The organism is Streptococcus sp. E24BD, assembly GCF_041807825.1.
GTDB classification, from domain to species: domain Bacteria; phylum Bacillota; class Bacilli; order Lactobacillales; family Streptococcaceae; genus Streptococcus; species Streptococcus entericus.
Window position 1 is genome coordinate 13,074 of sequence record NZ_JBGTZB010000013.1, and the last position, 17,394, is coordinate 30,467.

Genomic DNA, 17,394 nt, shown 5'->3' on the forward strand with positions numbered 1-17,394 from the left:
GAAAAAACGGATAATCCTCAACTAATTCGTCATCCCATGTAAAACAGCAGGTACGTCTAAGATACTTGCAATACAGACATCGCTTATCTGTTGCATATTTTCAGGTGCATATTGCCCAAAGCCTTGCAAGATACGGATGACTCGCATTCCTATCTTTTTGGCAGGAATAATATCATTATCTATCCGATCTCCGATATAAATCGCCTGTTTAGCTGAAATATCTGCCTTAGTGAGAGCATATTGAAATATTTCCTTATTTGGCTTTTTCATCCCTACATCGGACGAGGCAATTACTAACTCAAAGTATGGACGTATCTTCCACCCTTCTAAACGTCCCTGCAAGCCTAAACCTTGATTGGCAATAATCCCTAATTTATAAGTTTTCGTTAATGTTGCCAACATGTCTACAACACCTGGATAGACCGTTTCAAATGCATGCGACCACTTCGGTCGTGCCACGTCAAATGAAACAAAGAAATTCCAAGCACTTGTTATTGGATCAGATCCTTCCTTGGCAAACTGCAGCATCTTATCATAAAACTTCTGCTCGTCTACCTCTATACCAATTTCTTGTAACTGATGTACGCACCGTTTAATAAAATCTTGATAAGCTAACTCTTCATCAACCAAGGTCGAACCAATATCAAAATACAACCACTTTTTTCCCATCTCTCCTCCCATCTACAGGAAAACAGCCTAGGTAAAACCGAGACTGTTTTTAATCTATGTCAGATTATTTTTTCAAGTTATTAACAATAGTAGATAACAGCCTAAAACAAGCCTAATTTTAACCTTTAGAAAACCTAATTTAGCTATAATGGATAAACTAGGGTAACACACAATAAAGGCAAAGGGTAATAAAAATAGGTAACAAATTGACGAGTTCAGCAGGCAAGGGAAAAGGACGATTAAACGTGCTTTTCTTTTTGCATCTAGATTTATTTTTTACGCTGTTTTTGTGCTATCTTCTAGCTCACGCCGCTAAGTTCTTCTAGCTTTTTTGGCTGATACCTTTTTCGTTTCTAGCCTCGATAAGCTCACTCATGATAGCAACTCTCATATCACTTTCTCGGATTTCCTCTAGTGACAAAAGTTCTTTCTGAATATCTCGCCAGTTACTACCAATAGCACCATTAGTTACCATTGATTTTCTCCGTATCAATAAATATCTTTACGATGTCCAAATTCAAGTGCCAAAATCACTAACTTGTCATCTTGAATATCACATATCAGCCTATAATCACCAATACGATAACGCCATTCGTTGGCATGATTACCCGTTAAACCCTTACCGTTGGCTCGTGGGGTTTCTGTACCGTCTAAATGCTTATCTACCCATGCAAAAAGCAGCCTTTGGATAGATTTATCTAGCTTTCTAATCTGCTTTTGAGCCTTTTTTGAATACTCTATACGGTACATTTACAAGCCCAGCTCTTTCTTAAAATCGGCATGGCTGATTGTTTCAGGGTCTGCTTGATACTCTGCATAGGCTTGCTTATAGATTTTCAAATCATACTCATCTTCAATATCACGCTCCAAGGCTTTCTTAAAAAGACTTGATAGGCTTTGTCCTGTGAGTTGGGCATAGCTCTTGAAAAAGACTTCTTCTTCTTGATTTAATCTGATGGTTACTGTACTCATGATGTTTACCTCGTTTCTTTGTGTTACATTGTAACACATTTATTAAGGATTGTCAATTAACATCATAGCATACTCACGCACCTCTCGCTACTGTATTTCTAGTGTTACCTAGTGTTTTTAGTCTATCCTGCTTATCGTTGTCTGGATGCATTATAGCAGAAAAGCCCAGCAGGTGCTAGGCTTAGGATTGCAATCTTCGCTCTGCAATAGCCTTAGTTAAGGTCTGACTAAAGTTAATCCCTAACTCACGCCCCACCTTATCCGCCCATCTTGGGATTGTTAAGGTCTTTTTGATAGGCTCTTGCTGTCCTAGATATTCTGCCACATCAACAGTCACAAGCGAGATAAAAGACTTGTCTGGGTCATAAGTCAAGGTAAAATCGGCATCATCTTTGAATGGGTCATTATCAATCAAGGATAGGCTGTTAATGCTTGATGGTTGAGGTACTGGCTCGCCGTTCTCGATATAATGCGAGACCATCATACCTAGATATTCTGCTCCCATCGCCATAGCATCTGTAATACTACTTCCTTGTGTACCTGACCCCTCAATATCGGGAAAATGTACAAAGTAAGGGACTGTATTTTCGCCCTCTGTATCGTCATAATAAAATAAAGCTGGATAAGTTACTAACATGTGCTACCTCCTGCAAAATCCAAAGAAAACCTAGGGCTAGCTTATAGTAGCCCTGCTTGCTTTCTAATACCCCGTTCGGTGTATTTATTGATTTCACCGTGGGGAACGGTTATCGGTCGCTCTCCTGCCTTTTCTAGCTTGATATGCGATCCCTTGCCACCCTTGGTCTTTATCCAACCATGAGCGGTCAAGAGCTTAACCGTTTCTTTTTGTGTCATCGGCATAGTACTCTACCTCCTGACAACTCTATTATATCATACGTGTCATACGTGTCAAGTGATTTAATCAAAAAAGCCCAAAAGGGCTAACATGTTGTAGTGACTAGTATAATCAACACGGAAAGTCTATCCCTCACAAGATAGCTCTCTACCAGATTTGCTCTGGTGGGCAGGTGTCGGCTATGCGACTTGATAACAAATTATAGCATATTTTACTGAAAATTAAAAGCTAAAACTTGCACCATCTATAAACGCCATATAAAGGCCGTATAGCGATTTTAGGCGGTGCGTGCCTATTTCTCTGACTAGGTAGCTAATCGCCTAATTTCCCCTGTTCTCGTGGCTTTGTGTGGCCTATGACAACCTTAGCCTAATCTTAGCCCTTTTTAAGGTCACGCTCCACCCTATCCAGTTCCTCGATGGCCTGCTTATGCAGTCTGCGAATATCAGTATCTGGCAAATTCAAACTTTGGGGCAAGTCTTTCCATTTTATACCGTCTCTGTACCTTACAAGCAAGATTTCACGGTGTAAAGGGCTGTCTAGTCTGTTGATTAAATCTATCACAGCTTGCCGTTTGGCTTTTAGCTGCTTAATGCTATCCAGGGTTTGCTCCTCCCACTCCGCCAAGTTATCAGCAAAAAAGTCATAGATGGGATAACCCTGTGCTAGCTCCTCCTCTAGGTTTTTGATAAATGGGGCTAGGTCTTTCAGCTCATTTAGTTGCTCCTTAATTGTCATCTTCATATCATCACTCAATAGGGGGCAAACCTAAAGTATCAAGCTCTGGCATCTCCCCTGCCCACTCATCAACAAATACCAATTTTTCTGCCTCCGTGGCATCTATCGCCTGTGCCTCCCTGTTTTTATGCCTCAAGAGCTTAATCCGTTCTCTCTGCTCTTGCCTGTCTAGCTCATCTTTTTCAGCAACAACTTTAACAATCAACTCTGATGCTCTAACATTTCCTCTGACAGCTTTCTGAAATAAGGACAAGGCTAGCAAAGTCTGATTATCGGTGGGCAGACCCATCTCTTCTAGCATAGCCCTAGTATTTGGATTGCTGACTTCTGCTGTCAAAATAATGTCTAATGCTCGCTTTAAGTCTGCTCTCTTTCGTCTAGCAGCAGCTGATGCCTTACCACCTTTAGACGATATAGCTCGCTGTTCTTCTTTGGTTCGCTTGGTTACTGGTATTAGGTTATGCTCATTTGCCATTTCATACCTCCATAGAAAAATAAAGGGGGGTGTCAGCCCCTTTATAAATCCAAATACTCCCCTAAACGGGCATCAAGAGCGGTTACTTCTGCACTGACCACCATATCCATTGTGACAGCCAAAATTTTATCACCGTTGATTTGTAACCGCCCCTCAAAAAATGCTAGTTGTTGTTTGAAAAAGTCAATAAGGTTAGTTAATGCCTGTTCTGCGGTGTAATCCTGCATATTTACAAACAGCTCTGGCTGTTGTTTGGCAATCTCATTAAGCTTCTTAATCGCTAACGGCTTATGCTTGAATTTTTCATAGTAAGTCACCAGCTCATCTTTGGTCATTTCCATACTAGCTAGCAAATTCAATTCTGCCACGTCATCAGCAGTTACTGACAGCTCTTTTTCTTTGAGTTTGGCTCATTCTTGCTCATGCACTCGGTCAATATTATCTATAATTTGATTGTACGTGGTGCGTGCATAGGTGTTACCCTCTGCTTTGTACTTCTCAAGCTCCTGTTTTGCCCGTTGCTCGCCAATCATACCAGCAGCTAACCGCTTATTAAAATCTTCTTGCATAGCAATATAACCTGTCATATAACCGTGTTTTTTCTTAGCAAAAGCCTTGATGTCGTTTTTAATTATTGTAAGTGTCATGTTGTACCTCCCTATGACTTATGACAACGAAAAAGAGGTATGACAAAAGAGCGTTAAAACTCAATTATCATACCTCTAGTTTTTCTAGTCAGTATATTTTTTATAGTTGCTCCCCTGCGGTCACTTCCTTGTAAACTAACACACCATTTTGGCTTTTTAGCTTAACAGTTCCATGCTCTGGGGGTGTCACTTGCTTTATTATACCATTTTTCATATAGAGAATGCAACCATTTTTTAGCAAAGCCTCTAATTTTTTATCATCTGATTGTGTCATTTTATACCTCCTATTTGATTTTCAAATAATATTTCTTGCCCTAAACCTTGATTTTATAAGTTTTTTCAGTTGGTAAAGGGAATTTATTACCCCGTTTTGTTACCTAATAAGGTCTGATAGACTATGAATATCAATGCCTATTGCTCTTAGCAAATGGATTGATAAGGCGAGAACTACAAAGCTGATTATCAACACAATAGGGATTGTAACCCCTGTGATTAAACACATTTTCAACCACCACATTACATCGCTGTCTGAATTTATCCATTTCATTATTTCGCCTCCTGTTCTTTGCTTTATCTTAGCTTCGATTGATTAGATGCTCTTCTACTCAACCATTTTCTCATTGTTCATTCATTGTTCAACACCACAAGCTCATACAAGCCCTGTACAGCCGTTTTAAGTCACGCTAGATAATTTCTACCACCCAACAATTAAAACAGCTGATATGGGCTTTTTGATGGCTCTATGAGCCTAAAAGTTCTTGGTACGTTCTTGGTTAACTATAAAGTGCCATTTTCTCTTAGTCGATTGATAGCGTACCGTTTACCCGCAATACCAAAAGCCTTATAACTATTTCCCTCAAGACCTTTCAAAATGCGGTTATAAATCTTGTCACCGTAATAGCGTTTGAGTTGCTGACTATCCAGATTTGTTGTAAAAATCGTTGTTTCTCGATGGTTCAACACATCGAAAATTAAATCCCTTTCAGTTTTTCCGATTTCTCCGCTTATTTCACCAATATCATCTAAAATCAGATAGTCAACCCCTGTCAGTAACCTTTTAGCATCATGGGCGGTCAGTTTAGCGTTTCTGCCATAGTTCCAGCCCTCTTGAATTTCCTTGATAATCTCGGTCAGACTAATGAATAGGACACTTTTAGGCTCTCCCTTAGCCTTGTAGCCCTCGTTGATAGCTTTAGCCATAGCAAGACTTAAATGGCTCTTTCCGATGCCTGGGTCGCCTGTTATCAGAGTATTACCTTTCATGCCTCCTAGATACTTTTCAGACTGTTCTACGACAAATTCCAGTAGCTGGTTTTCATTTTGGTTGCTCACCTTGAAAGTATCAAAGCTAGCTCCTTGCAACTCTGAGGGGATATTGCTATCACGCTCCAAAACGTGGTAGGTTTCGGAGTATAGTTGCTGATTGAGTGAGCTTGATATTCTTGCTTGATTTTCTTGTTCCGTTTGCTCCATGCGACAAAGTGGGCAAAAAGGGGGGATGTGACGTTTTGCCTTAATTGCCTCATAGTTTGCATTTCTGCCAATTGTTGTTGTCAGCGGTTTTGGGATTTGTTGTAAGTTTATACTGTGTATCGGGCAAACCTCATGTATCTCTACTGCCTGCGGTATATCAAAACTCGCTTTTAATGTCATCTGTATAACCTCCTAAAATGGATATTCTGGCGTGGGTTGCCATTCTTCCTGTGTCATCGGCTTTTTAGTGTCCGCTGACTTGGTGCGTGATTTCTTGGCATTATGCACTAACTCAACTGTCAGCAGGTTGTCAGACTTCCAACGGTTAAGAATAGCTCTGATATAGGCAAAATTAGCCTTCCCTTGTCCTACTGCCTCACGCAAAGCCTCTTGGATAAGGTCAGGGCTAAAATCCTGCAACATATAACCTAGCTCCTCTTGTTGCATAGGTGATAGCGGTCTGCCTGTCTCCTGCTCGAATGATTTGTAAAGAGTGACAAAATCTTGAGAATGGATAGGGGTGGGGGTGGTAGGTTGTTCTTTCTCTACTTCTACCTCTTTCTCTTTATCTAACTCTTTCTCTATCTCTGTCTTACACGTAGTTAACGTTGTAAGCCCATCAGTTAACATTGTAAGATTATTGTTTTTCTTCCGTTGCTCTTTGCGATATTCACGCATATATGCTGCTTGGTTAGTCTCCTGTTGTACCAAGGCTTTAGCTTGTGGTAGCTCTGCGTTTTTATCCTCGTCGATTTGGATAAGACCACATTTCGTAAAATATGCCATGGTCATATCTATGTCATCTTCTGAAACATCTAACTTTAGAGCTAACTCCTCCTTTAGTGTTTCAAAATAACCCTCATAGTAAAGAATGCAATCACTATCTAGGCTCTCAAGCATCAAGCGGATATAAATAACTGTCATTGTATAGCCACCTGGAACTGTCTTTAGTCGCTTGATAAAGATATTATCAAAAAACTTTTTATCAATCTTGAGCCAAAAATAAATCTTTGTTTTTGCCACTAATTAACTTCACCTGCCCATCTATCTTCATTGATTTTCTTAAAAATGTCATATACTGGGTTATCATCTGGGATAACATACCCTGTAATATCATCTAGCTCTGTACCGTCTGCCATCACATGGCTAACGGTGTAATGTTGTTTAACCATTCTTACCTCCAAATCGTTTTATTCTGTGACTGTTTCAGCCTGTCTAGCAGGCTCTCACGCTCCGCCTCTGCGACTTTATCGCTGATAAAGGCAACATCAAGGGTAGGCAAATAAAAGCCCTTACCTCGCCATCTAGTGCTGTCTATAATGACTATCTGCATTGTTTACCTCCTAACTAACTGCTAAAAACAAGTAAATATCACTAGGGCGATAAAAGATTTTTCTAGCTCCATCCACGGGGGCTTGATACCTTTTCAGTCCCATATCTTCCCATCTGTTCAGCGTTGGCTCTGATATATCCAGTATCTCTAATAACTCCTTGCGTGTTATCAAATCTAGTTTACCTGCTCTCTGTTTCTCTAGCTCAACAAGGGTATTTAGAGCTTGTTTCAGCTCTTTCAACCCTTCTAGCTGGATTTCTTTAGATAGAACTTCCATCAATTATCACCTCGCTTTATTTGTTCATCAATAACAGCTGTATGTTCTGTTACAAGGTGTTTTAAGGCATTGGTAGCTACTTTTAACAATGCTTGTGCCTTTTCTGGGGCAATATCGCTATCTACTGCCTCTAAAACCGTGATACAATCCTCAAGTTCTGTCAGTAGCAACTCATAACCACCTATAATCTTATCTCCCATGTTTTCTGATAGCCTCCTGTTCTTTTTCGTCATCATAAGCCATCAAGTCAAAAGCGATTAAATCCAGCTCCCTATATAGTTGCTCCGCTTGAGCATAAAAGGTAACAAAAGCCTCATGCATTTGGCAGCGTAAAATAGTGGCATCAACCCCGTGTCTATTCGCTAAAATAAGAGCGTTACTATACCCTTTTATCATCTCAATACGTGGTAACATATCGGCTAACTGGTTACCGTAGCGTTTAATTTCATCTGTGGTCATTGTATTTTTCCTCCGTCTTTGGTAAAATGTAGTAAATAGTATTTCAAAGGGGCTGTTCCCCTATGTAAATACCCTAACAACAAATCCGCTTGCCTGCTTGTTGTTTATTTGGTCGAGGTCGTATGCGTTTGGTTTGGTTGCCTGCATACGGCTTTTTCTTTGCTCTGTGAGCCTATGTTTGGTTGTTTTTCAAATTGATTTAAGGTTAATCAACCAGCCATGTCATAGCTGTTGGTGAGTAAGACTGTCCCATGCCAAAGACAGGGTCATCTACCATCTGTTCAACTTCGCTTGGGTGGTAGTCGTCAAGAACCTTTAAAATATAGCCTAGATGCAACTTGTCTTTAGCTGCGCAATAGTTGATAACTTCCTCAAAATAAGGCAAACCATAAAAGACAACTAGCGGTCTAGCCTCTTGTAAAAAGCTCATCGTGACAGCACCGCTATAGCCGTAAAGTCTCAAGATTTCCCAAATACCAAAGCAATAATGGTCTGGTCCGGGTGTCTCCCAATCAATCTTGACAACTTGAGGGCGACGGCGCAAGCCCTCACGGATAAACTCGGTATGTGTTCTAATGAGCGGTTGCTCTCTGGTCAACAACGCCTGTCTCATGCGCTCGAATTGCTCGATATAGGCTAGTTTGTACTTAGTCGCCTCTTTGCCTGTGTAACTCATGACTAAAAATGTAAAACCTTTTTGGTTCATGTAATAGCAAGGTTTATTCCTGCCGTAGCTATCTGGGTAGGTGTCAGCATAAAAATAGGTATCTGGTGAGATATAGTCAAAATTGTCTTCATCTCCTAACTCATCGATGTCTGCTATCCGTTTGCGAATATCTTTCAGCACTCGATGATGCTCTTTACCGAATTTATCCGCTACTGTCAAACTGTCAACGACTAAATCGCCGTTGCGTAAAATGATGTTATAATCCATCTTGCCTGCCTCTCTAGTCATCTTTTAGCCAGCGTTCCACCCTGTCATAGATGTCACGCCGTAGGTCATAATCGCCCTGCTCAATCAGCGATAGGGTCTTATAGGTCGTTCCCAGCTCTTGGGCTAGGTCTTTCATGGTCTGACGGTTCACGGCTCTCTTGATACGAATACGCTCCGCCATATCGTGAGTGATAAGCATTGATGTCCTCCTTTGTCTTTTAATAGCCAAGCGTGAAAGGTAGTAAGGTTTGAGTGCTTGGGTTGTGTATCCGTTTCGGATAATACAATATTGATTATGTACCCGTTTTTGTTACTTGTCAACAACTTTTTTATTTTTTTGTAACTTTTTTTGATACTTTTCTAAAATCGTGATATAATCAAGTGGAAAGGTAGTAAACTCATGGAAAATAAAATTAAAGACTTACGCAAAGAAAAAGGGCTAACCCAGCAAGAGCTAGCCGAGGAAATAGGTGTTTCAAAGCTGACCATACTCCGTTGGGAGCAAGGCCAACGTGATATCAAATCCGACAAAGCCCAGCAACTAGCGGACTATTTTGGAGTGCAAGTTTCTTACCTCTTGGGTCATAGCGGTTTCAGGACTTGGTCAGAGGAGGATTTTTTCTATACTACGGGTTATCCGATGGTGATGCCTGATTTAAATGATGCTTCTGATAATGATGAGAAAAATAGCGAACAGTCATTTGATGACTATCTCTCAAAATACAATACAGTCATATCTAAACTTTCAAAACTAAAAGATGATGATTTTGATTTAATAAGCAAACTCATCGACCGTATGCATAAAAAGGACTAAACAGATGCCGTTATTATCCTCCTTAAAAAAACTATTCTCAAAAACTAGCACTATACCAGAACCGCCTACAAGAGACCAAATAAAAATCTATGGTAAAGAAATAGACGACCCTGATTTTTATGAGCATGTTTACCCTTGGGCAAAACAGCAAATAGCCGAACCCAACATAGTTATCTCTGATTTAATCTTGCTCTGGGTTATAAAGCGGCTTGGTCTATTTACTGAAAAATACCCTGTTCATCTCTCTAGGAACTACGGCGTAACAGACTATGGCGTTGCCACTCTTCGATTGATAAATCTTGGGCTTTTGGAACAAGATGGATTACTCACACCAAAAGGGAAAGAACTAATCAACAATAATCAGCATTACATAAAACTACACAAATCTGGCTGGGTGACTGACGAGGATAAGGCTGCAAACAGAGCAAGTTATGAAGCTTTCAGAACCAAACACGCTGACTATCTCGACCAAATAGATCTGAAAGACAGCGCCAAAGAACTAAGAGAACAGATAGCATTTGATAAGTTAAGAGATGAGGGCTGGAAACTATTTGAAAAAGGCGAAAGATTATCCAAACAAAAGCAATACCAACAGTCAAATGAGTTGCTACTGCCACTCATCGGACAAAAAGGGGTTGATTTTACAGCACCACTTTACGAACGTATCGCTATAAACTACCGTGGTTTGAAAGACTATCAAGCTGAGATAGCTATCTGTGAAAATTTCTTAAAATATGAACAACCTAAATACGGTGGTGATATGTGGATAGATACATTCAAAAAACGCATAGCATTTTCTGGAAAGAAACTCATCCAAAACAAAGGCTAACAATAACGCTATAACCCCCAAATGTTGGGTTTTGTTGGGAATAAATGTCAAGTTGTGTCAAGTTTATCCACTACTAAACCTATTCAATATTTTCAACATCCTGTGACTATCACGCTCCTATAACCCCCATACAGCCGTTTTAACCCTCGGCGGTATAATTTTACCACGCACCCCAAAACAAACGATTACAGCCCTATTCTCGTGCCTCTAGCGACGATATAGAGACAATCCATGTATAAATACCTTAACAACAAATCCGCTTGCCTGCTGATGGAAAGGAAACATACATGAATATCAAACAAATTACAAAGCAAAATGGCAAAATCGTTTATCGGGCTAGCGTTTATCTTGGCATTGACCAGATGACAGGTAAAAAGACACGCACCACGGTGACGGCATCAACTCAAAAGGGCGTAAAAGCAAAGGCTAAAACAGCTATCAGCGAGTTTATTGCTAACGGCTCAACCAGAAAGCCAAAACCAACCATCACGACCTATAAAGAGCTTGTCTCCCTCTGGTGGGATAGTTACAAGCATACAGTCAAGCCTAATACTGTACAATCAATGTCTGGGACTATCAAAAAGCACCTGCTACCTGTTTTTGGTGATTACAGGGTGGATAAGCTCACGACCCCTATTATCCAGCAACAGGTCAATAAATGGGCAAATAAAGCCAATAGCGGTGAGAAAGGGGCTTTTGCTAACTATGGCTTACTCCATAACCTCAACCGCCGCATCTTGCAATATGGCGTAGCTATGCAACTGATGCCGTTCAATCCAGCTCGTGAGGTTATTATGCCACGTAAAAGGCAAACCGAACAGAAAAAGGTCAAGTGCCTAGATAAGCAAGAGCTAAAAACGTTCTTGGCTTATCTCGATACCCTCGACCAATCAAACTATACTACTCTATTCGATGTCACGCTTTATAAGCTCTTGCTGGCTACTGGTTGCCGTATTAGTGAGGCTTTGGCTCTTGAATGGGCTGATATTGACCTAAACAAGGGTATTATCAGCATCAATAAGACCCTAAACCGTCAGAATGGGCTAAACAGCCCTAAATCAAATGCTGGCTATCGTGATATACCAATAGACCAGGCAACGCTACTCATGCTCAAGCAATACAAAAACCGCCAACAAATCGAAAGCTGGCAACTTGGGCGGTCTGAGACGGTTGTATTCTCTGTGTTTACGCAAAAATATGCTTACTCTGGTTCGTTGAGACAGCGACTAAAAAAACACTTTGCAGCTGCTGGCGTGCCCTATGTCTCTTTTCATGGCTTCAGACACACGCACACGTCACTGATTTTGTATGCTGGGGTCAATGCCAAAGATGCTCAATATCGGCTAGGACACTCAAGCGCCAATCTCACACAAAACACTTACTGGCATGTTGACAATGACCAGATACAAAAAACGGCTATCACCTATGCAACAGCCGTCAATAATTTATAAAATAGCTAGGGTTACCCCTCTGGGGTTTGCCCTTTCTCTGCACCAAAAATCAGCTTTTGGGGTAACAAAGGGGTAACAAATTGAAAAAAGCACCTTGGGAAACCGCCCCAAAGTGCTGGTATAGTAAGGTTTTACCCCTTACATACTATTTTTTCAAGTTATAGAATGACTTAATCCCTTTGTACTGAGCAACGTCAGCCAATTGATCTTCGATACGAAGCAATTGGTTGTATTTCGCGATACGGTCTGTACGTGAGAGTGAACCTGTTTTGATTTGACCAGCGTTTGTCGCAACAGCGATGTCAGCGATGGTTGAATCTTCAGTTTCACCTGAGCGGTGAGAAACAACAGCAGTGTAGCCAGCTTCTTTAGCCATTTCAATCGCTTCAAAAGTCTCAGTAAGTGTACCGATTTGGTTAACTTTGATGAGGATTGAGTTAGCAGCACCTTCTTGGATACCGCGAGCAAGGTAGTCAGTGTTTGTCACGAAGAAGTCGTCACCAACTAATTGTACACGTTTACCAAGACGCTCAGTGAGGGCTTTCCAACCATCCCAGTCGTTCTCATCCATACCATCTTCGATGGTGATGATTGGGTACTTGTTAACCAACTCTTCCAAGTAGTCAACCTGCTCAGCAGACGTACGAACGGCACCGCCAGGACCTTCAAATTTAGTGTAGTCGTAAACACCGCGCTCTTTGTCGTAGAACTCTGATGAGGCACAGTCAAAACCAATCATGATGCCGTTTTCGCCAGCTTCATAGCCTGCAGCTTCGATCGCGGCAAGAATGGTTTCTACACCGTCTTCAGTGCCTTCAAACTTAGGTGCAAAACCACCTTCGTCACCAACAGCTGTTACCAAACCGCGAGACTTAAGGATTTTCTTAAGGGCATGGAAGACTTCAGCACCCCAACGCAAACCTTCTTTGAATGATGGTGCGCCAACTGGCATGATCATGAACTCTTGGAAAGCGATAGGAGCGTCTGAGTGAGAACCACCATTGATGATGTTCATCATTGGTGTTGGCAACACTTTAGCGTTGAAACCACCAAGGTAGTTGTAAAGTGGCACTTCAAGGTAGTCCGCAGCTGCACGCGCAACAGCGATAGACACACCAAGGATAGCGTTAGCACCAAGTTTACCTTTGTTAGGTGTACCATCAAGAGCAATCATCGCACGGTCGATACCTTGTTGGTCGCGAACGTCAAAACCGATAATCGCTTCAGCGATGACATTGTTCACGTTGTCAACCGCTTTTTGAGTACCAAGACCAAGGTAACGAGACTTATCGCCATCACGAAGCTCAACTGCTTCATGCTCACCAGTAGAGGCACCTGAAGGTACCATACCGCGTCCGAATGCACCTGATTCTGTATAAACTTCAACTTCAAGAGTTGGGTTACCGCGTGAGTCGAGGACTTCGCGAGCGTAAACATCAGTAATAATTGACATTATTGACTCTCCTTATGAGTTTTAATTTGTTACCTTTTTATCTTATCATAAAATGGCCAGATAATCAAATCAAAATCTTAAAAGTCCGTAAAAAGTTAAAAACGTGTATAATAGTTAGTGATTTCATCATAAGGAGACACTAATGACATTAGACCAAAAAATTCAACAGATGGCAACAGGCGAACATCGGCTTGACCCTGACCAACAGAGGCACTACCTCGGCACATTTGCTGAACGGGTGGTGCTTTTAGGGACAATAGCTAACGCTCAGCACCCCGTCTTCATCAAGAATCTTGACACCGTTCTGCAAGATTATCACAGAAAATACGCCCACCTTCACCTAAAGCTCTCTGCTCGTCTGGATAACGCTCTTGAAATATCTTACCTAAAAGCTGCTCAAGCAATTGGTATCCAAGCAACAGTTGTTGATGAGGATAAGGCACAGTCGCCTTATGGGTTTGTCCTTCATACAGATAAGGCTGAACAGCTATCAGAAATCGAGGTACAGGAACTCTATCCCGACTACTTTGTCGATGAGCCTACTCAGCCTACCAAAAAATCGCTCTGGAAAAAGCTGTTTGGTTAGATGAGATTAGTCACTAAATTCATCACACTAATACCAATTATAGCAATCGTCAAAGCTAAAAATAGTACATTTACTTGCTTATCAGTCAAGCGGCGATGTCCCCATGTCCCAATCATTCCACCAGCAACGGCAACGACTATCAGCAGACCAACAAAGCCAAGGCTAACTCCATAGCTCTGCCATTTCCAAACGATTAAGGTAATCTTGGGCAATTGTGCAAAGAAAATCATAGCTAGGGAGTACATGGCGGCTTCTTTGACCGTATATGAAAAGAGTATCACGAGAACAGCGATGTTAAGTGGCCCGCCTCCAATGCCTAAGAAAATCGACAGCATCCCAATGACAAGACCTAAAAAAGTAATCAACCAAGCATTATTGACACGATAGGTGGGGAGACTTTCCTTTTTGATGTGATAGCCGGTGGTAAAGAGCAAAACAAGAATAAGAAGTCCTGCTTGCCAGGCTTTGACGGTTTCATTCGGGACACTACTGGTCATCTGATGAAACAGTTGCTCTCCAAAAAAGCCACCACAGACTGAGCCCGCACTTAGACCGACTAAAACCGTTGAATCAACAGTAGGCTTTATACAGAGTTGGCGCACAAGCGAACTCAAACACATGGTAAAAACTGCGATTGACGAATAAGCGCCAATGACGATAGCAGAATCATAACCCAGCCTGTCAAAAATTGGCTTAATAATGGCGCCACCCCCAACGCCAGTCACAGCACCGATACAAGTGGCGAAAAATACAACTAAAAGGTAAATCACATAAATCATACTGACCTCCTATCTTGGCAATTAGATTAACTTATGAAAATCACTCTATTAACAAGCATAAATCGAGCAAACCTCTCTTTTTAGTCTACACTAAGTTCACACAAGTGGCAAGCCTCTTGACAGAGGCTAAGCCATCTGCTATCATTGACTTCCCTATCAACTAAGTAAAGGAGCAAAAATGACAACAGAAATTTGGGATGCTTATCTAGCTGATGGTACCCTTGCTGATTTGAAACTGACCCGAGGAGAGCCCATTCCAGACGGGTATTATCACCTAGTTGTTGAAGCCATGGTTTGCCATGAAGATGGGAGTTTACTATTTGTCAAACGCGCTGCTTGCCGAGCGAGTTTCCCTAATTATTGGGAATTTTCTTGTGGTGGTTCTGCCCTAGCGGGCGAAATGGCAGAGCAGGCTATTAAGCGAGAAGTCTTAGAAGAAACTGGACTAAGCCTCGATAAACTGTCACTTTACAACACCTATTTTGACGATCGCTACCACTGCTACTTCCATATTTTTCAAGCCATGACGACAAACGATAAAAAGGCAGTTCAATTACAAATCGAAGAAACAGCTGATTACCGCTGGGTGTCACCATCAGAACTGCCCCTTTTCATTGAAAACCACCTCTTAATTCCCAGTCAAAAAGCGGCTATTACTGAACTTTTCTTACACTGAAAATATGTTCTTCCTCTGTCGACTGCCTGAATCCTTTATACCTTTGATTCATTACCATAGAAGGTTGGCATTATCGGTCAGCCTTTTTATTTTTACGATCAATGAGGAACTTATAGCACAATTAGATTAGAATGCTCAAATAATTGTTCTTTAGTTAACAACCATTACAAGGTTGATTTTTTATTGTGACATGATGTTCATTGCGTACAAAAGGACTGGAAAATTCCAGCCCTTTATTAAAATCTAATCATTTCTCTCGTTTTTTCATACGACGTTACAAACCGTTCTGTCACTCCTGGCTCAACAATTTCCAAAGCATAGGAAATTTCATCGAAGGCTGCACGGTAATCATACTCAACCTCAAAATAATGAAGAGCTGCTTCAAAACTAGCTTGGACATTCTTGTCAAAATTTCTGTAGCGGTTTGAATACTGTAACAATTGCTCGGTCAAGGTAGCATACTGGACAACGGTATAAGCTGTCTCTTCAAGCTTAGCCATGGCACTATCAGAGGCTTCAGTCAAACGATTGACTGCCTGAATATCGATGCGATGGCGGTCAAGCTCAGCCATGAGCGCTTCCACTTGTGAGCTAGTGGTAAAGAAAATGCTCAGAAATTCTTGTGGCACACCTGGCATATGGCGTTTTTCTATAAAACGTTTAATGATATGAAGACGGTTGATAGATTGCTCCATCAGCTGACGAGCTTCTACTTCTTTTTTATCAATCTCTTTAAGATGAGTCGTCAGAGATAACTGTTCTTGCTCGATACCTTCTAACCCTTTCACTGCCGTGCTATAACGCGTTTCCAAAGTTGAGAATGGTTCTTCTGGCAACTGACTGTCATCCAAATGCGCCAATGAGCCTTCTTCCAATTTTTCAATCTGACGGCTTAACCCTTTCAGGGTACTGCTATCTGCATCATCCAGAATGTAGTACTGTTGCAAGCGAAGAATTTCTTCTTGTAACTTGCTATGATTAGTTTTCACATGCTCCAAGTAAGATGGCAAGCGACGGATAAGTCTTTTCACTTCTCGTTGAGCAGCAATCTCTTTCTCGAAGAGTTCATAAAGGCTATCAAGACGTGCTTGGATGTCTTCTATACCTGCCTCTGCTTTGTCTAACTCTAAACCAGCCAAATCATTTTTCCCAGCTGTAATGGCTTCACGAATGGTCTGGAAACGCTGTTCAATCGGTTGGTCTCCAAAATGATAGTTCTCTTCTAAGAGTTTCGCATAACCTGTTTCCAGGTCATCTAGCTGATCTGCTAGTCTATCTTGTAGCTCTTTAGCTAGTCCAGGGACCTTTTCGCTAATTTGACCCAACGCAATGGTGTGCTCTTCAGCACGCTCCAAGATCTCTGCTGCTTCGAGTGGATCCCCTGATGTGTTCAAGGCTACAAATTGAGAAAACTCGGTTTGGATATTTGATAATTGCTTGTTGATTTCAGTAAGAGCAGGACCAAACTCGCTCTCTTTTGAGGAAATGCCTTCCTGCAACTCTTCATACAGGTCAAGTGCATACTTCACACGTGCACTATTTTTTTCTTCCTGTTCTTTGAGAGTTACTAACCCTTGACGAATATTTGATAATTCCGTCTCCGTCTCTTTAAGCTGTGCATCAATAGCTTCCACTGATTTTTTTACTTTAAAGAAATGGAAGGTGTCATTAAAAACTTCAGCCTCTTCTATGTCCTCTTCCAACTGCTTAAATGTCTCTGTTGTTAAAATAGCCCATCGTTCCTTCCAAGAATCAAATTCTTCTTGGCTTTGACCAACCAACTGGAGCTGGTTAATCGCTTCGATATCATCAGAGACTGGCTGGGACATCAGCCCTTCTTTTCGTTTGTCTAATTCGGCAATAATACCGTCATTTTTCCGTCTAACAAATACACTGACAAGGTAGCCCACGATAGCAATCAAAATGATGGCTACAATCAGTAGTATAATTCCGCTCTGTTTGATAGGCATATA

Annotated in this window: 28 protein-coding genes and 1 pseudogene; 6 read left to right on the forward strand and 23 right to left on the reverse strand. The window is 41.3% G+C overall.

All coding sequences use genetic code 11. From position 1 onward, the window contains the following. Positions 1-21: 21 nt before the first annotated feature. From ACERC5_RS04505 to ACERC5_RS04600, 20 genes and pseudogenes are all read right to left on the reverse strand, one after another. Positions 22-669 carry an HAD family hydrolase gene (locus ACERC5_RS04505; protein ID WP_373660255.1) on the reverse strand — a complete coding sequence of 216 codons (648 nt, stop codon included), beginning with the start codon at positions 667-669 and terminating at the stop codon, positions 22-24. Positions 670-971: 302 nt separating this feature from the next. Further along, positions 972-1,144: pseudogene (locus tag ACERC5_RS04510) on the reverse strand (transcriptional regulator); the annotation flags it as partial. Between the two features lie 14 nt (positions 1,145-1,158). Then, a complete protein-coding gene (locus ACERC5_RS04515) occupies positions 1,159-1,419 on the reverse strand; it encodes a type II toxin-antitoxin system RelE/ParE family toxin (protein ID WP_373659010.1) in 261 nt (86 codons plus the stop codon). Next, complete coding sequence (gene relB / locus ACERC5_RS04520; RefSeq protein ID WP_373659009.1) at positions 1,420-1,641, reverse strand: type II toxin-antitoxin system RelB family antitoxin; 222 nt, start codon at positions 1,639-1,641, stop codon at positions 1,420-1,422. It abuts the gene before it with no gap. A 181-nt stretch (positions 1,642-1,822) separates the two neighbouring features. Further along, on the reverse strand, positions 1,823-2,278 hold the full coding sequence (locus ACERC5_RS04525) for a type II toxin-antitoxin system HicB family antitoxin (RefSeq protein ID WP_373660256.1): 456 nt from the start codon (positions 2,276-2,278) through the stop codon (positions 1,823-1,825). 41 nt (positions 2,279-2,319) lie between these two features. Continuing rightward, entirely contained in the window at positions 2,320-2,502 is a 183-nt protein-coding gene (locus tag ACERC5_RS04530) for a type II toxin-antitoxin system HicA family toxin (protein WP_373660257.1), read from the reverse strand. 370 nt (positions 2,503-2,872) lie between these two features. Further along, positions 2,873-3,241: a hypothetical protein gene (locus tag ACERC5_RS04535; protein WP_373660259.1), complete on the reverse strand. Its 369-nt coding sequence runs from the start codon at positions 3,239-3,241 to the stop codon at positions 2,873-2,875. A gap of 4 nt (positions 3,242-3,245) precedes the next feature. After that, positions 3,246-3,710: a hypothetical protein gene (locus ACERC5_RS04540; protein ID WP_373660260.1), complete on the reverse strand. Its 465-nt coding sequence runs from the start codon at positions 3,708-3,710 to the stop codon at positions 3,246-3,248. Positions 3,711-3,751: 41 nt separating this feature from the next. Then, complete coding sequence (locus tag ACERC5_RS04545) at positions 3,752-4,078, reverse strand: hypothetical protein (RefSeq protein WP_373660261.1); 327 nt, start codon at positions 4,076-4,078, stop codon at positions 3,752-3,754. Between the two features lie 42 nt (positions 4,079-4,120). Further along, positions 4,121-4,357 (reverse strand): hypothetical protein, encoded by a 237-nt coding sequence (locus ACERC5_RS04550; RefSeq protein ID WP_373660262.1) that lies wholly within the window; start codon positions 4,355-4,357, stop codon positions 4,121-4,123. 100 nt (positions 4,358-4,457) lie between these two features. Continuing rightward, positions 4,458-4,631, reverse strand: a complete 174-nt coding sequence (locus tag ACERC5_RS04555; RefSeq protein ID WP_373660263.1) for a hypothetical protein — start codon at positions 4,629-4,631, stop codon at positions 4,458-4,460. 503 nt (positions 4,632-5,134) lie between these two features. Further along, positions 5,135-6,010 carry an ATP-binding protein gene (locus ACERC5_RS04560; protein WP_373660264.1) on the reverse strand — a complete coding sequence of 292 codons (876 nt, stop codon included), beginning with the start codon at positions 6,008-6,010 and terminating at the stop codon, positions 5,135-5,137. Positions 6,011-6,022: 12 nt separating this feature from the next. Continuing rightward, complete coding sequence (locus ACERC5_RS04565; protein ID WP_373660265.1) at positions 6,023-6,853, reverse strand: DnaD domain protein; 831 nt, start codon at positions 6,851-6,853, stop codon at positions 6,023-6,025. Next, a complete protein-coding gene (locus ACERC5_RS04570) occupies positions 6,853-7,002 on the reverse strand; it encodes a BOW99_gp33 family protein (protein ID WP_373660266.1) in 150 nt (49 codons plus the stop codon). The genes ACERC5_RS04565 and ACERC5_RS04570 overlap by 1 nt, the downstream gene beginning before the upstream one ends. A gap of 2 nt (positions 7,003-7,004) precedes the next feature. Continuing rightward, positions 7,005-7,163, reverse strand: a complete 159-nt coding sequence (locus ACERC5_RS04575) for a hypothetical protein (protein WP_373660268.1) — start codon at positions 7,161-7,163, stop codon at positions 7,005-7,007. A gap of 10 nt (positions 7,164-7,173) precedes the next feature. Next, a complete protein-coding gene (locus tag ACERC5_RS04580; RefSeq protein WP_373660269.1) occupies positions 7,174-7,440 on the reverse strand; it encodes a hypothetical protein in 267 nt (88 codons plus the stop codon). Beyond that, complete coding sequence (locus tag ACERC5_RS04585) at positions 7,440-7,640, reverse strand: hypothetical protein (RefSeq protein ID WP_373660270.1); 201 nt, start codon at positions 7,638-7,640, stop codon at positions 7,440-7,442. The genes ACERC5_RS04580 and ACERC5_RS04585 overlap by 1 nt, the downstream gene beginning before the upstream one ends. Continuing rightward, positions 7,630-7,899, reverse strand: coding sequence for a hypothetical protein (locus ACERC5_RS04590; RefSeq protein ID WP_373660271.1), 270 nt, complete (start codon positions 7,897-7,899; stop codon positions 7,630-7,632). The genes ACERC5_RS04585 and ACERC5_RS04590 overlap by 11 nt, the downstream gene beginning before the upstream one ends. Positions 7,900-8,104: 205 nt before the next feature. After that, positions 8,105-8,854 (reverse strand): Rha family transcriptional regulator, encoded by a 750-nt coding sequence (locus ACERC5_RS04595; RefSeq protein ID WP_373660272.1) that lies wholly within the window; start codon positions 8,852-8,854, stop codon positions 8,105-8,107. Further along, positions 8,847-9,032, reverse strand: a complete 186-nt coding sequence (locus ACERC5_RS04600; protein WP_373660273.1) for a transcriptional regulator — start codon at positions 9,030-9,032, stop codon at positions 8,847-8,849. Before ACERC5_RS04600 ends, ACERC5_RS04595 begins: the two co-directional genes overlap by 8 nt. A gap of 201 nt (positions 9,033-9,233) precedes the next feature. Here ACERC5_RS04600 and ACERC5_RS04605 point away from each other — a divergent pair, with 201 nt between their 5' ends. The 3 genes from ACERC5_RS04605 (at position 9,234) to ACERC5_RS04615 (ending at position 11,927) form a co-directional block, all read left to right on the forward strand. Next, positions 9,234-9,647 carry a helix-turn-helix domain-containing protein gene (locus tag ACERC5_RS04605; protein WP_373660274.1) on the forward strand — a complete coding sequence of 138 codons (414 nt, stop codon included), beginning with the start codon at positions 9,234-9,236 and terminating at the stop codon, positions 9,645-9,647. Positions 9,648-9,651: 4 nt separating this feature from the next. Then, a complete protein-coding gene (locus ACERC5_RS04610; protein WP_373660275.1) occupies positions 9,652-10,476 on the forward strand; it encodes a hypothetical protein in 825 nt (274 codons plus the stop codon). Positions 10,477-10,763: 287 nt separating this feature from the next. Beyond that, complete coding sequence (locus ACERC5_RS04615) at positions 10,764-11,927, forward strand: tyrosine-type recombinase/integrase (RefSeq protein WP_373660276.1); 1,164 nt, start codon at positions 10,764-10,766, stop codon at positions 11,925-11,927. A 145-nt stretch (positions 11,928-12,072) separates the two neighbouring features. Here the strand turns inward: ACERC5_RS04615 and eno are convergent, their stop codons facing one another. Then, a complete protein-coding gene (gene eno / locus ACERC5_RS04620; RefSeq protein WP_018368570.1) occupies positions 12,073-13,380 on the reverse strand; it encodes a surface-displayed alpha-enolase in 1,308 nt (435 codons plus the stop codon). Positions 13,381-13,522: 142 nt separating this feature from the next. Here eno and ACERC5_RS04625 point away from each other — a divergent pair, with 142 nt between their 5' ends. Continuing rightward, positions 13,523-13,966 carry a DUF1694 domain-containing protein gene (locus ACERC5_RS04625; RefSeq protein WP_373659005.1) on the forward strand — a complete coding sequence of 148 codons (444 nt, stop codon included), beginning with the start codon at positions 13,523-13,525 and terminating at the stop codon, positions 13,964-13,966. On the opposite strand, the gene ACERC5_RS04630 is transcribed toward ACERC5_RS04625, so the two are convergent. Then, on the reverse strand, positions 13,963-14,745 hold the full coding sequence (locus tag ACERC5_RS04630; RefSeq protein WP_373660277.1) for a sulfite exporter TauE/SafE family protein: 783 nt from the start codon (positions 14,743-14,745) through the stop codon (positions 13,963-13,965). The genes ACERC5_RS04625 and ACERC5_RS04630 overlap by 4 nt on opposite strands. 14 nt (positions 14,746-14,759) lie before the next feature. On the opposite strand from ACERC5_RS04630, the gene ACERC5_RS04635 reads away from it, so the two are divergent. Both ACERC5_RS04635 and ACERC5_RS04640 read left to right on the forward strand, forming a co-directional pair. Then, entirely contained in the window at positions 14,760-14,909 is a 150-nt protein-coding gene (locus tag ACERC5_RS04635; RefSeq protein ID WP_373660278.1) for a hypothetical protein, read from the forward strand. Positions 14,910-14,923: 14 nt separating this feature from the next. Further along, entirely contained in the window at positions 14,924-15,421 is a 498-nt protein-coding gene (locus tag ACERC5_RS04640) for an NUDIX domain-containing protein (RefSeq protein ID WP_373660279.1), read from the forward strand. Between the two features lie 236 nt (positions 15,422-15,657). Here ACERC5_RS04640 and ACERC5_RS04645 read toward each other — a convergent pair whose 3' ends face one another. After that, positions 15,658-17,391 (reverse strand): septation ring formation regulator EzrA, encoded by a 1,734-nt coding sequence (locus tag ACERC5_RS04645; RefSeq protein ID WP_373660280.1) that lies wholly within the window; start codon positions 17,389-17,391, stop codon positions 15,658-15,660. Positions 17,392-17,394: the final 3 nt, after the last annotated feature.

Coding starts and splice junctions, on each gene's coding strand:
- ACERC5_RS04525 (WP_373660256.1), bottom strand. CDS start 2,278: ATGTTAGTAACTTATCCAGCTTTATTTTATTATGACGATACAGAGGGC.
- ACERC5_RS04580 (WP_373660269.1), bottom strand. CDS start 7,440: ATGGAAGTTCTATCTAAAGAAATCCAGCTAGAAGGGTTGAAAGAGCTG.
- ACERC5_RS04515 (WP_373659010.1), bottom strand. CDS start 1,419: ATGTACCGTATAGAGTATTCAAAAAAGGCTCAAAAGCAGATTAGAAAG.
- ACERC5_RS04590 (WP_373660271.1), bottom strand. CDS start 7,899: ATGACCACAGATGAAATTAAACGCTACGGTAACCAGTTAGCCGATATG.
- eno (WP_018368570.1), bottom strand. CDS start 13,380: ATGTCAATTATTACTGATGTTTACGCTCGCGAAGTCCTCGACTCACGC.
- ACERC5_RS04535 (WP_373660259.1), bottom strand. CDS start 3,241: ATGAAGATGACAATTAAGGAGCAACTAAATGAGCTGAAAGACCTAGCC.
- ACERC5_RS04630 (WP_373660277.1), bottom strand. CDS start 14,745: ATGATTTATGTGATTTACCTTTTAGTTGTATTTTTCGCCACTTGTATC.
- ACERC5_RS04605 (WP_373660274.1), top strand. CDS start 9,234: ATGGAAAATAAAATTAAAGACTTACGCAAAGAAAAAGGGCTAACCCAG.
- ACERC5_RS04600 (WP_373660273.1), bottom strand. CDS start 9,032: ATGCTTATCACTCACGATATGGCGGAGCGTATTCGTATCAAGAGAGCC.
- ACERC5_RS04505 (WP_373660255.1), bottom strand. CDS start 669: ATGGGAAAAAAGTGGTTGTATTTTGATATTGGTTCGACCTTGGTTGAT.
- ACERC5_RS04610 (WP_373660275.1), top strand. CDS start 9,652: ATGCCGTTATTATCCTCCTTAAAAAAACTATTCTCAAAAACTAGCACT.
- ACERC5_RS04585 (WP_373660270.1), bottom strand. CDS start 7,640: ATGGGAGATAAGATTATAGGTGGTTATGAGTTGCTACTGACAGAACTT.
- ACERC5_RS04550 (WP_373660262.1), bottom strand. CDS start 4,357: ATGACACTTACAATAATTAAAAACGACATCAAGGCTTTTGCTAAGAAA.
- ACERC5_RS04615 (WP_373660276.1), top strand. CDS start 10,764: ATGAATATCAAACAAATTACAAAGCAAAATGGCAAAATCGTTTATCGG.
- ACERC5_RS04575 (WP_373660268.1), bottom strand. CDS start 7,163: ATGCAGATAGTCATTATAGACAGCACTAGATGGCGAGGTAAGGGCTTT.
- ACERC5_RS04645 (WP_373660280.1), bottom strand. CDS start 17,391: ATGCCTATCAAACAGAGCGGAATTATACTACTGATTGTAGCCATCATT.
- relB (WP_373659009.1), bottom strand. CDS start 1,641: ATGAGTACAGTAACCATCAGATTAAATCAAGAAGAAGAAGTCTTTTTC.
- ACERC5_RS04595 (WP_373660272.1), bottom strand. CDS start 8,854: ATGACTAGAGAGGCAGGCAAGATGGATTATAACATCATTTTACGCAAC.
- ACERC5_RS04560 (WP_373660264.1), bottom strand. CDS start 6,010: ATGACATTAAAAGCGAGTTTTGATATACCGCAGGCAGTAGAGATACAT.
- ACERC5_RS04530 (WP_373660257.1), bottom strand. CDS start 2,502: ATGCCGATGACACAAAAAGAAACGGTTAAGCTCTTGACCGCTCATGGT.
- ACERC5_RS04555 (WP_373660263.1), bottom strand. CDS start 4,631: ATGACACAATCAGATGATAAAAAATTAGAGGCTTTGCTAAAAAATGGT.
- ACERC5_RS04625 (WP_373659005.1), top strand. CDS start 13,523: ATGACATTAGACCAAAAAATTCAACAGATGGCAACAGGCGAACATCGG.
- ACERC5_RS04640 (WP_373660279.1), top strand. CDS start 14,924: ATGACAACAGAAATTTGGGATGCTTATCTAGCTGATGGTACCCTTGCT.
- ACERC5_RS04540 (WP_373660260.1), bottom strand. CDS start 3,710: ATGGCAAATGAGCATAACCTAATACCAGTAACCAAGCGAACCAAAGAA.
- ACERC5_RS04570 (WP_373660266.1), bottom strand. CDS start 7,002: ATGGTTAAACAACATTACACCGTTAGCCATGTGATGGCAGACGGTACA.